11 protein-coding genes are annotated in these 11,758 nt (G+C 48.7%); all 11 read right to left on the reverse strand.

The window, feature by feature from the left end; all coding sequences use genetic code 11:
- Positions 1-60: 60 nt before the first annotated feature.
- The 11 genes from ABHR63_RS09585 to loaP all read right to left on the reverse strand — a co-directional run bounded on the left by ABHR63_RS09585 (position 61) and on the right by loaP (position 10,946).
- Positions 61-549: an acyltransferase family protein gene (locus ABHR63_RS09585; protein ID WP_346965404.1), complete on the reverse strand. Its 489-nt coding sequence runs from the start codon at positions 547-549 to the stop codon at positions 61-63.
- A 340-nt stretch (positions 550-889) separates the two neighbouring features.
- Positions 890-2,308 carry an O-unit flippase-like protein gene (gene wzx / locus ABHR63_RS09590; protein ID WP_346965405.1) on the reverse strand — a complete coding sequence of 473 codons (1,419 nt, stop codon included), beginning with the start codon at positions 2,306-2,308 and terminating at the stop codon, positions 890-892.
- Positions 2,301-3,329: a hypothetical protein gene (locus ABHR63_RS09595; protein WP_346965406.1), complete on the reverse strand. Its 1,029-nt coding sequence runs from the start codon at positions 3,327-3,329 to the stop codon at positions 2,301-2,303. The genes wzx and ABHR63_RS09595 overlap by 8 nt, the downstream gene beginning before the upstream one ends.
- A gap of 291 nt (positions 3,330-3,620) precedes the next feature.
- Positions 3,621-4,718 carry a glycosyltransferase gene (locus ABHR63_RS09600; protein WP_346965407.1) on the reverse strand — a complete coding sequence of 366 codons (1,098 nt, stop codon included), beginning with the start codon at positions 4,716-4,718 and terminating at the stop codon, positions 3,621-3,623.
- Between the two features lie 110 nt (positions 4,719-4,828).
- On the reverse strand, positions 4,829-5,896 hold the full coding sequence (locus ABHR63_RS09605) for an NAD-dependent epimerase/dehydratase family protein (RefSeq protein ID WP_346965408.1): 1,068 nt from the start codon (positions 5,894-5,896) through the stop codon (positions 4,829-4,831).
- Positions 5,896-6,648, reverse strand: coding sequence for an IspD/TarI family cytidylyltransferase (locus ABHR63_RS09610; protein WP_346965409.1), 753 nt, complete (start codon positions 6,646-6,648; stop codon positions 5,896-5,898). Before ABHR63_RS09610 ends, ABHR63_RS09605 begins: the two co-directional genes overlap by 1 nt.
- Complete coding sequence (locus tag ABHR63_RS09615; protein ID WP_346965410.1) at positions 6,632-7,405, reverse strand: LicD family protein; 774 nt, start codon at positions 7,403-7,405, stop codon at positions 6,632-6,634. The genes ABHR63_RS09610 and ABHR63_RS09615 overlap by 17 nt, the downstream gene beginning before the upstream one ends.
- A 40-nt stretch (positions 7,406-7,445) precedes the next feature.
- Positions 7,446-8,612, reverse strand: a complete 1,167-nt coding sequence (locus tag ABHR63_RS09620; protein WP_138112517.1) for a glycosyltransferase — start codon at positions 8,610-8,612, stop codon at positions 7,446-7,448.
- 60 nt (positions 8,613-8,672) lie between these two features.
- Positions 8,673-9,509 carry a glycosyltransferase family 2 protein gene (locus tag ABHR63_RS09625; protein WP_346965411.1) on the reverse strand — a complete coding sequence of 279 codons (837 nt, stop codon included), beginning with the start codon at positions 9,507-9,509 and terminating at the stop codon, positions 8,673-8,675.
- Positions 9,510-10,340 carry a sugar transferase gene (locus ABHR63_RS09630; protein WP_346965990.1) on the reverse strand — a complete coding sequence of 277 codons (831 nt, stop codon included), beginning with the start codon at positions 10,338-10,340 and terminating at the stop codon, positions 9,510-9,512.
- Positions 10,341-10,394: 54 nt separating this feature from the next.
- Complete coding sequence (gene loaP, locus ABHR63_RS09635; protein ID WP_346965412.1) at positions 10,395-10,946, reverse strand: antiterminator LoaP; 552 nt, start codon at positions 10,944-10,946, stop codon at positions 10,395-10,397.
- Between the last annotated feature and the right edge of the window lie 812 nt (positions 10,947-11,758).

The following is an 11,758-nucleotide window of genomic DNA, read 5'->3' on the forward strand; positions in this document are numbered from 1 at the left end:
AGGCCTGGCGTTAGCATGTCGCGATTCAATCTCGAAAACAGCATTGCCCAGTTGACAAAACTATAGGAACACCCCCCTATGAAGGCAAATAAAGACAAGCGTGAAACCAACGATGCTCGCCAGCAAATACCATAAAGGCCACGAATAATAATTCTCCCCTACGAACAAAGTTCCCCGGATGAAGGATAAAGAACCATGAAGAAGGTTTTTACCGAGAAGCACATTGCCGAAGATGGTGAGGGGAAGATAGAGAAGAGTCCATATCAAATACAAGCGCAATAATTTAATAATGGTATTGCGGACGCGTTCAGTGCCAGCGGAAATAACAACGCCAAAGGATGCATAGTTAAGATCTCGAAAACAAAGAAAGCCGGACGCGAGAAAAAAGAGGGGTACGGCCAGCACATCAATCCCTTCAATCAGGGTTTCTGCAAAATAAAAGCACTTCAATGGCCTTGTGTGAATCTCAACTACAAGCAAGGCCAAAAAGAACTTCATGAGATCCAAATTTGGATAGTTAACCTTAGCTGTTTTATGAGTCGAAGCCACAGTTATATCCATTCTTCCTTAATTAAATTAATTATTCGGATATTTCTTGTACCTAAGACAAAGCAATTTTCGGGGCACGACTTAACGGGCTTGCTGTTGATTAAAAAAGAAACTCGCTTAAACTTCTTACTCAAACCAAATGGGTGCTTTCGAGAAATTGGCAGAACGCTTGATGTGAAGTTAGCCGTATTGCGCACCTATCATGAATCGCAAATCTTATTCTGTACAGTCGCAAACTTGACCCTAGTTTAAGGCTGGTTAATAAAGTTATTTGAATACCGGCTAATGCTTTGAGTTATGTACCTCAACGATAGGCAAATCACAACGAGGCGAGATGCGGCTACCGTCTGTTCCGCGTGAGCTTTCCCTTCCAGTTGCGAATGCCTTCAACAACGATACCACGGTAAGTCATATTCAATTTATTGCAAAGATACATAGGCCACTTCCAATTGTTGTAAACAATTTGGGAGAAGGCCTGACCCAGAACAATTCCCCAAGCGCCCATATCGAAGACACCGCACATAAGGCAAACAAGCACGGTGCCGAGTGCCGCCGCAGCGATGTAACCACACATATACGGTATTTCATTCATGCTTATTATGTAATTGCAGAAGATTGAATGCTGCTGAAGCAGCGCGAGGTAGAGACACATGCCCAGAAATAGACCGTAATCAACGGAAACGTTGGGCTTAAAGAGGGGTAGCAGGGGAAGAACGAAAATGTAAACACCAGCAGTCCCGATAGCGAACAGACCCCAGTAACCTACGATGCCTGTGGAGACATATTCTCTCTGCCTCTCCATGTCTCCCCCTGCGAAAGCAGATTGCATCGCCGGAAAGAAAGACTTTGGATACGTTGATGCAAAATTATAAATGGCGTTTGCAAACTGAAGAAGGATTGAATATGTACCCGTCTCGGCTAGCCCAAGAAAAATCGAACTTAGAATGCTCATGGCTTGGGTCGAGGCGTATACCGCAAGTTGCACGAGGCCGTCTCGCCATGCTACATGGAAAATAGTAAGGAAAATTTCTCGGATCGACGATGCCTCTACCGGCATCGTGTCTGAATGTCTCCCCTTCTCGATCTCCTTATGCTTCCTGAGCATGACTACAGCTGAAAGCCTAAGCAGTATAGCGTTAGCAAGATATCCGATTGCTGCGCCAACAAGACCGTAACCCAATAGCAGCAGTATGGCGCTAACGGATAGCTGAGCCGCTCTTCCGATAACGACTGCCTTATTCTCGCCAGCTATATCGCCGTATCCGCGAAGAACAGTAATCGACCATAGAAAATAAAGGTTAAGAAACACTGATGCGCAAAATAGACCCCAGGAGACCCAAATATCGAATGAACCCATTCCAGAAGCCACAAACGATATGTACAGAGAGCCTATCGTCGAGAGCAGAGCTAAAACTACAACAGCGAGGATTGCATATATAACTTTTGAAGCCTTTATTACAGTGTTCAGGAGATGCCAATCGATACCCTCTTGAACTGATTTTATGTCGCAGCCTTCAATGGATAGATGTCGTGCTCCGCTAATCACATAGACTATGTTTCGAGCAAAAGTTGGGTTGAAGCCAAACTCAAATAGCATGGCAAAGTTGGATAATGCTACATATACATACCAAAGGCCAAGTTCAGAGCTAGAAAGGAAATGCATGAGCAGCGGGAGAAGTACGAAGCCGCTCGCCATCGAAACAATCGTTCCAATATAATTCCAAACAATGTCCGACTTGCGGGTATTGATGCTAGACACAATTGTTACCAATCTCGAAATATGAATATGAACGGCCCGTCGCTGATGACTTTTCGCTCATAAAAACGTTTGTATAGAGTAGTTCAGCTCCAACAGCGAATAAGAAATAATTGCATTCGAAATGGATACCAAGCGTTTCACACAGTCCATAAATGCTCATCAGGACAAGCCCGAAGAAGATTGAATTCCACCAACCTTGACGTACAGCCTTGATTAAGATAGCGATATAGCCGAACAAAAAACAGAATGCTGGTATCAAGCCAAACCTAAGCAATAGATGGCACCAAGCGTTGTCCACAACAAATGCAGACGGAACACCATTCTCCCAATAGATTGGTGGTAAGCCGGAGAAATCTGATCCAAACAAAGTAATCGGCTGCATTTCGAAATAACCATTTGCAAGCCTCAGCCTACCAGAAAGCAGTTTATTAAGTTCAAATTGAATAGGATTGGAAGGATCATAGGCAATCATTAAGTATGCACTTACGATAATAACTATAAATACAGCCACAAGGAAATAGGTTAATACCTTTTTACGCAATCTGTCTGTTCTCACAAAGAAAAAAATGGTCAAGAATATTGCCAGTAAAACTAAGAGGAGTGCAGAAGTTCGTGAGTCGGCAAAAGTTAAATTGATTAAAATAGAAACAGCAATTAAACCGAAATCGGGTATAGGATTCTTGCCGAAGCGAAGCGCGGAAAAAGCAACGCACGCATTAAAGAGATATAGGCCTAATGCATTCGGATGGTTAAATCCCAGGGCATATCGAGTGATTCCACCGCGAACAAATACTTTATTCTCGATAACTCCGAAACCGGCAGATAATATTGTGATAATAAGAGTGGCAAAGGATACGGTTAATGCAATTTTTGCAAGGGGTCGGATCCTTACGTTGTTTGCACAGACTATAAATATAGAAGCCCAAAATAACGAGCTTTCACCCGATTGACGCCAGGAAATGAAGCTTATAAGAACAATTGCTAACGAGAATGCCCAGCATTTAAATGATGCTCTCTGCATGATGTATTTCGAGATGAGAGAGAATACTATGAGAGCCTGAGTAAGTGAAGTAAATTCATCTATTGGGATGAAAAGAATCTCAGTAAATGTCGTACGTTCGATTGCGCATTGAATAGAGAAGATGGCAAATGCAAAGTAATATAGAGCTTCATCGACCTTTAACCTTGACAATCTAAATCACCTGTTTCAAAAAGAACTGCTCAAATTACAGACCGGCATAATATGCAATGCAAAATTATTTAATTTGCCGCTTAGTTCTAATGCAAGAAGGTCTAAGGATGATGATGTATCCTAGTCACCGAATCCGGGCTTGGAGCCTTTGAAATATTCCGCAAGTTTTAATGACTCTTTATTGATATCGAATCTATTTATTAATTTTGGTTTGAGGCAAAAGGAAGAACGATCAAAGGCACAGAGCGTGTCAGCCCACAAAGAGGGGTTTTCTGGAGGTAGAAAACAAACTGAGTCTGAGACGGCAACAGCTCGAGGCACCTGATCAGAAATCACACAGGGCAATCCATTTGCTTGCGCCTCGACCGCAGCCATGCCGAGCCCTTCGAATACCGAGGGAAAAGCAAACACGTCAAATGCGGACAGAAGAGAGGCTACATCCATGCGAGGCCCCGTAAGAACCAAATGGCTTTCGACACCAAGAGATCGCGCCTCTTCCATGATCAATTCTTTTGAGGGGCCCTCACCCACTAGCACCAGCATTGCATTAGCTCTAAATTTAATAATTTCGGGTAAAGAACGAACCAACAATATCTGATTCTTCACTGATGAAAGCCGTCCAACATGGCCGATGACGAAACTATCCCTTAAACCAAGTTCAGCTCGAATTGAAAGACGGTTTGTTTCCTGATATGAAAATAAGGAAACATCAAAAGCATTATTTAAAATGTCAAAAGTATGACCAGGGAACGCGTATTCCCCAGCCTCCTGGGAACAGGCGAGTAAAACATTGCTTAAATTCGCAACATGTTTTCTAAGTGCCCAGGTGGAAAACCTTTTCGCTGGCCCGCCCAGTGCTTGTGAACAATGATAATGACAAATCCTAACAGGAATATTTGCCTTAGCCGCAAGCTCAATTGTTTCAATATTCCAATAAGAGTTTGCATTATGCCAAAAAGCACAGTATTCAGTTCCATGCCCGTAAAATAAGCGGCGAAGTCGGGTTATATGTTCAATGGGATTTTCTTTCCACCCCGGTATATTGATGATTCTATTGTCTCCCATTGAGTACTCGACTTGTTGATATGGTCTTGAGCTAATAGTGTCGAAAGCATATTTTTCAGACAAAGCGCCAATATAGCGGCTCACTACGGTCTCAGTACCACCAAAACGTGTCCCAACTCCTGAAACTAAAACACGAGGTTTATTGGATTTCATAGTGCTTATCATTAAGATCCCAATTTTAAACAATACCGGGTTCCGGACACTAATGGCGTCCGGAACCGAAAACACAGCTGGAACTGTTATAAACAGTTAAATTAGATTAGCTAACAATTGCTGTTACTATCAGCTAAAAAACCAATCAATCTGCGGTAAGATTCTTCTAAATTAACTTTCGGTTCCCAACCAAGCGCGCGAAGTTTGTTCGAGCGTAACGTCATCTTCGTAGGTGCAGCGTATCCGAACTGTGAGGAGTCTTTTCCTTCGATTACAACGCTACAATGGTCACCTCCGAATCTTTCTGCCACCATCTCTGCCATGCCGCGGATCGTTGAGTGGCATGCCTCATTCGCAATGTTGTAGGTCTCCCCAGAGATGCCCTTGGATAAGAGCAAAAGAATAGCTGAGAGAGCGTCGGTCGAATACACGTAATTGCCTTCGCTCATCCCGTCCGTATGGAGCACGATTGGCTCACCAGCCATGGCACTCGAGGCAAACTGTTTGAAGACGCGACCTTCGGTCGGCAGAATCCCCGCTCCGAAGGTCTGGGCGAGTCGCCCAGCCACGGCGTTGATGCCAAATTGCTTTGCATAAGCAAGACACATCAGTTCTCCGAGCCGCTTGCCCTCGGGGTAGCAAGATCGTACCGAGCCCATATCGATAGCACCCATCGTACCCTCGTATACGTCCACGGCATCGTCAAAGCTACCACAGGCCTCCATGGATGATAAGAAGAGTACTTTCGACTTCGAATTCATGCATGCACTTTCGAGTGCCCATCTCGTGCCGTTGATCATAATGTTAATTACGTCTGCAGGACGCTCAACCATAACCTTCGAAGTGGTAATGGCGGCAGTGTGGACAAGACAGTCGAAGTCTATGCTGAGAGCCGCACAAGGCTCGGAGAAATCAACTACTGCGACAGTAACATCCTCCCTAGCGGCAATTCCGGGCATGATGACGTCGAGTTTAGCGGCGTTACGAACACACAAGATTAGTCTCGTGCCCAATCCTAGCTTGTCGTTGGCCCAAATAACGAGACGAGCGAGCAGGGACCCCAAGAACCCTGTGGCGCCGGAGACGGCAAGGACTTTACCCGATAAGGTGGCGATCAGCTCACGATCTATTCCTGCGAAGTCTGCCTCAAGGGTGTTGTTTATCCCGTATGCACCCATTATTCATCTTCCCCCTCTGCATATAGCTGGTTGTTCTCGCGTGAATCAAGGATGGAGCGCATCGAATAGTAGTCGTCTTGAGTGGTTATCTTTATGTTCTCATCGGGCCCAACGATTAGGTGTAAGTCATTTCCCTGCGCTTTCATCATTGTTGCAGAGTCGATGCAGCCAGTTTCGCCCGCGTCAAGTGCCATTTTATGTGCGGCCAGGATGTCGCTCAACCAGAATCCCTGCGGGGCACGAGCCAGCAACACGTTCTCACGTGGGACGATCTCTACTCCGTCGTCGGCTTTAACCAAGATAGTCTCCTTCGCCTTAACGCATGTGATGGAGGAGCCAAACTCCTCCACCGAGGCCACGTTGCGCTCGATGGTGCCTGCATCGATGAGAGGACGAACGCCATCGTGAATGAGTACTACCGTCTTCTTCGGGTCGGATAGTTTCGCTGCGGACAAAAGGCCGTTGTGGATGGAGAGCTGACCCGTCTCGCCACCAGCGACAACGGCTCTTACCTTGTTCAGACTGAACTCGCTAATAATGCTTTGGCAGTAGTCGAGCCAGTTGGCATTGCACACAACAACGACATTGTCGATGCAAGGTGTCTTCTCGAAGACGCCTATAGTCCACGCAATTATCGGCTTGCCATGTATGCGAAGGAACTGCTTCGGAAGGTCCTTCGAATGCATTCTCGTCCCGACACCGCCGGCGAATATTACGGCGGTCACTGAGGTATCTTTATTTTTCAGTATCATTGGTTCTCCATGCCTTAATCTCATGCGTTATGCGCTTGTCCTCGGGTGGCAGCTGCATATAGTCGCCGTAGAGACCCGAAAGATAAGCATCCCAGCAGGAAATCGCGTTAAGCTTCTGTCCCTCAAATTCGAGTTGAACAGTTTCTTCCCAGCCCGAGTAGGAGTATCGCTCGCCCGTTCCGTATAGACCCCATACTGTGCAGCCAACCCAAGGGGTGCTCCCGAAAACGCATCCCCTTCCCAGATCGTCCAGCTTGGAGAGCGAGCGGTCGAAAGCCCCTACAGCATTTGCAACAGGCACAAATAGTCGCTTAAAAGCGCGTTTCAGCCGTGTCTTTCCTTCCTTAGAGTCTGCTTTGCAGAACATGAGAATCCGTTGGAGCCTACCAGCTCGCTTGTATATGCGAGCAAGCTCTTTCTCGTCGGCGGGAAGCCCCTCGACGGGAGTAACGTCCATCCAGAGAAAGCCTTCCCCGTTCTCGTAATGGGCATCCACAGCGATATTGCGATTAATGTATTTCAGAAAAACCGGATGTCCCCAGTTGCCCGAATAAGGTTCAAGTGAACGGTTTATCGGCAAAGCCCCTGAGCGCGCAAGTGCGACCAGACTATCAAAATCGGGACGTGGCATGGACACATCGATATCATCGTCCCAAGGGATGAATCCTTTATGACGCACCGCACCCAGCAGCGTGCCGCCAGCGAGCGAGTATCTAAGCCCCTCCCTCTTGCAGAGGTCCCCGAACTCGACAAGCATTGCGAGCTCCTCTGCCTTAACTTCGTTTGGGGTCAAATAATTAGGCATTTTTACCTCCTATTAGAACTCCAGCAACTATTCGAGCAGTGTCATCGGCATCGAAGCCTGCCTCACGCACCGACGCAGCGTACGCAGGCCTGTCAACATCCATGTACGACATCTCGACTGCCTTCTCAGCCCATGCTCGCTCACCGGCGGAAAGCGGCAGCAAGGCCTCGGCATCAGATACATGGGCCTCAGGAGGGAGAGCCTCGGAGCACACAATGCGGCATCCCGCGCATTGAGCCTCAATGCACACAATGGCAAGACCTTCGAATAAGGAGGGCATAAGGAAGCAATCGAGGGCTGAGTAAACGGGGGCGGGATCGGGAAGGTAGCCAGGCATGATCACTCTGTCATTGATACCGAGTTCCCGAATCAACGCTTTAACCTGACCCTTCATATCGCCGTCACCCACCATCAGGTAGTAAGCACCGGGCACGGCGCGTAAGACCTCGGCGAAAGTCCTTATCTGGAAAAGTGGATTTTTCGCCTCTGCGATGCGACCCACGCTGCCGAACAGTACCGTGTCTTGTGGAATGCCGAAACGCGAGCGAATCTCGGTGCGAGCAGCAGGGTCGAAGGCAAAGCGCGAAGTGTCGATGCCGTTGTTCACGACCTCGAAGGGGCGGGCACCGAAGAGGTAATGCCCTGCGTCGGCGGAGCAGGCGAGGCGAACAGTGGCGCTACCGCCGAACGCGGCCCTGCCGAAGCTGTGCATGACGGCCTTGACGACAGCCTGCCCTGACCCGAAGGCCGAGTTGTGCGAGTGCACCACTCGCACAGGAACGCCGTGTTTCTGTGCGACCTCGGAATAAAGGAAGCCCATCCCGTTCATGGTGTTAACGTAGACGGCGTCGGGACGAATCTCGTTGATTAACGCACCGAAAGCAGCAGAGCCCTCGCAAAGGCGCTTCACCTGCCCGGGCTTGCTGTCGGGGAAAACTGTGAAACGATCAATCCCCAATGCCTCGAGTTCAGCATCTAGCGCAAGGTTCCAGTCCCAGCAGGAGAAAAGCGTAAAATAGAACCCCTTACCCTGCCAACGTCGAAATATCGACATTAGGAACGTCTCAACACCGCCCTGTCCCCAAGCTTCAGAATAACAAAGGACATGAATTCCATCAGAACGATGGTTTGACGCGAGAATCCGTGAAAGATATTTCATAAATTGCCCCCAAGGCAAGAACGGCCCAAGGCATCTATGTAAAAGAAAATAAGATCCCTACTAAGCATTAAATGGGCCTTTCAGCTCCGGGGCCTTAATCAGATAACGATGTTTTGCAAAGTAATATAAAAGCCCTTTAATATGCTCAAAATTAGTTTTACTAAAAAGCTTTTTGTGCGAAAGGCGTTGATATTCATGCACGATGTAAGCCTCATAGCAACGAACGACACGAAGCCCTGACTCATGACATCTCAAGCACCAATCGACATCCTCGGGCGCATAGAATATCTTTTCATCAAGAAAGCCTACGACTTCGAGAGTCTCGCGCGGTATAAACCAACAAGCCGAAAGTAAATAGCCAACGTCTTGCAGACCTCGTACAACTGAAGTACTTGGAATCTCTAAATCAGCGGCCTTTTGTGCAAATTCACCGAAGGGAAATGCTTTCGCTAGCTTAATAGGCAAAGTGGGCAAGGCCCTACCGGAGAGCTGTGTCTCGCCGGAGGAGTTAATCATCGTGGGCCCGACAACCCCGACAGAGCTATCAGAAAGCACTGCCGCCAAACACTCAAAGGCCGACTGGTTCACGACGGTATCAGAATCGAGAATGCAAATATAATCGGTATCAACGCTCAACTGCTTCAAAACTAAGTTACGAGACACCGTTGTACCGAGATTTCTACCAGCAGAGATAACGTGTAGCCTTTTATCGTCCTTAGCAAGAGCTGAAAGAATATCGGGCGTGGAGTCACTCGAGCCGTTGTCCACAACCCAAACATCAAGGGTTCGACATCTTAGAGAAAGCGCCGATTCAACGCATGCACCGATGAAATGATCCGAGTTCCAGGCAATAATCACGATGGCTGTTTTTGATTCCTTGAATGAGGGGCGACCCATCTACTTACCCTTCCTCATCGCCTTGAAGGTCTTTACAAACACGCGAGCGTCAAGACCGAACGACTGGTGTCGTACATAGAAGAGCTCGCGTGCCTGACGCTGACCGCTCCCCCACGTTGAGTCGTTGCGATCTGTCGCTGCCCACCAGCCAGTAATGCCAGGCTTACATGCAAGCACTTCGTCGCGGGCGTCACCGTACTCGAAGGTCTCCTCGAGTGTCACAGGCCTTGGTCCAATGACGGATAGATCGCCCGTAAGTACGTTGATGAACTGCGGCAGCTCATCGAGCGAAGTGTGCCGAAGAAAGCGGCCCACGTGCGTAATGCGCGGGTCATTGTCGACCTTCTGTTCACGCCGCCATTGAGCCAGCTGCTCAGGGGTCATGTACTTCTCTGGGTGCTCGTGAGCATCAGAAACCATGGTGCGGAGTTTGAAAATATAGATAGGCTTACCGCCTTTACCGACTCTCTTTTGACGGAAAAACGGTTTGCCGGGAGAGTCAATCTCAATGGCAACGCATGCAGCTACAACGGGGACGGCCAACACCGCGCAGACCACAGCAGAAAATACGATGTCGAAGGCTCGCTTGAAGGCAAAGTAGCCTGGCCCACCTTTCCTGGGGGCAGCAGCGTTGGGATCGGCAGCAGGCGCCCTATAGCTTCCTGTCGCAACGAAGCCTTGCGCCGGAGCAGGGTTCTCAACGGGGAGAGGAAACTCCGTAGCAACAGGAGTCTGAGAGTCTGCCCGCCAATCCCTAACTTGATCAATCGGTGCCGCATCCACGGGCGCATCCTTTACATATTCTGTTTTACCTGACACGTTCTCTTCCAACACTACGTCCCTGACCCGAATGTCCTCTTTGGTTTGAGCGGCAATCGCCAGCAGCTAGGCGATCGCCTTTTTGAGGCTTCGCATGGCACGTTGCTCGTTTGAAAGCACGGCAAGGCCAACGCGCGTAGTCACGCGTCGGCCACACAGGTCGAGCTCCAAATAAGCAGTGCTCTTGCGTCTGTTAATGGTTTTGATGAGGCCTTCGTGGCCCAGTAGCGGACCAGCGGTTACTACGACCTGGTCGCCGTCTTTTAGGGCCTCACTCATGGGCACTACGCGGTCTCCCCTATGCGTAAAGCTGCTTATGAGTTGAGCCTCTTCTTTTGCCAGCGGCACAAACTGACCGTCCTGGGCAAGCACCCGGGCAAAGTCGTCCATGCGCAGCAGATACTGTTGCACGGTGCGTGGATCTGCAGTATCGCAGATAAGATAACCGGGAAAGAGCGGCTTGGTCGTATTGACCCATTCACCGTGTACCTTAATCTCGGTTTGAAATTGGGGATAAAAGAGCTCCTGCATGGTGCCGGCTGGCACCATGCGCTCGATGCGCTCGCGCATTACGTCTTCGCGACCGTTAATGACCTGGATCACATACCACACGAGCATCACCCCCTTGCTGTCTTACGTGTGGCTCACGGGGTTTGGGTATGGCTTCGCCAGGGCGCTTGTGCGCGAAGGCGCTCCATATTCAAACCCTGAGCCCAGTCAGACAAGCACGTGGCTCTGTCCCACCGTGAACGGTATGTATAAAAGCGACACTGATGTCACAGGCACGTATCGCAAAAATGCCTACAACCTCAGCTGGCTGCGTGCGAGCCGGTCGAGTGATTTCAAAACTGGACCGCACGCAAACAGCTGAAGGACTGCTGTGATTTGCCGTAGCAACTTATTGAACTGGCTAAAGCGAAGATGTAATTAGCCGTAAAAAGTACAAAATCGCGCATGGCAATCAATATTGGAGCTCGTGGTTTTTCTAACACCGCCGTTACGGCCGGATGCTGATCGACCCTGCGCTTTATGGCTTGCTGGAGCCGCGAGCACAGTTGAACTCATGTAACGTTAGGTATCCTAGCACAAGCTGTTAGCGAAACTGATTTGGGCTGCGTTGGACAACATATCGTTCATTTAGCGTGCTTAAGGGGGTTATTTTGGGATGTTGTTCACGTTGATGCAGGTTAATGGGATGCTAACGGTGATTAGGCGCGTTCCTGAAGCCCATATGGAACGGCGATCTACACTGATAATCGCGTTTGGCTAACAAACTATGTACAGACATGGGAAAAAATTTGTTCAACTTTTTGTTGGCGTAGGTGGGGTTTGTGGCGCATGGTGTTTTGGTATGAAGACGATATGAGAAAGCCATTTGGGTCGCCTCCCCCGCGGCGCAGCTTCTTTCCGCGGGCTCGGGATGCCACAAT

Source organism: Collinsella aerofaciens (assembly GCF_039752775.1).
In the GTDB taxonomy this organism is placed as follows: Bacteria; Actinomycetota; Coriobacteriia; order Coriobacteriales; family Coriobacteriaceae; genus Collinsella; species Collinsella aerofaciens_R.

Bases quoted from the DNA above. Each gene is read 5' to 3' on its own strand.
- ABHR63_RS09595 (WP_346965406.1), bottom strand. From the start codon at position 3,329: ATGCAGAGAGCATCATTTAAATGCTGGGCATTCTCGTTAGCAATTGTT.
- ABHR63_RS09600 (WP_346965407.1), bottom strand. From the start codon at position 4,718: ATGAAATCCAATAAACCTCGTGTTTTAGTTTCAGGAGTTGGGACACGT.
- ABHR63_RS09605 (WP_346965408.1), bottom strand. From the start codon at position 5,896: ATGGGTGCATACGGGATAAACAACACCCTTGAGGCAGACTTCGCAGGA.
- ABHR63_RS09610 (WP_346965409.1), bottom strand. From the start codon at position 6,648: ATGATACTGAAAAATAAAGATACCTCAGTGACCGCCGTAATATTCGCC.
- ABHR63_RS09615 (WP_346965410.1), bottom strand. From the start codon at position 7,405: ATGCTTGTCGAGTTCGGGGACCTCTGCAAGAGGGAGGGGCTTAGATAC.
- ABHR63_RS09620 (WP_138112517.1), bottom strand. From the start codon at position 8,612: ATGAAATATCTTTCACGGATTCTCGCGTCAAACCATCGTTCTGATGGA.
- ABHR63_RS09625 (WP_346965411.1), bottom strand. From the start codon at position 9,509: ATGGGTCGCCCCTCATTCAAGGAATCAAAAACAGCCATCGTGATTATT.
- loaP (WP_346965412.1), bottom strand. From the start codon at position 10,946: ATGCTCGTGTGGTATGTGATCCAGGTCATTAACGGTCGCGAAGACGTA.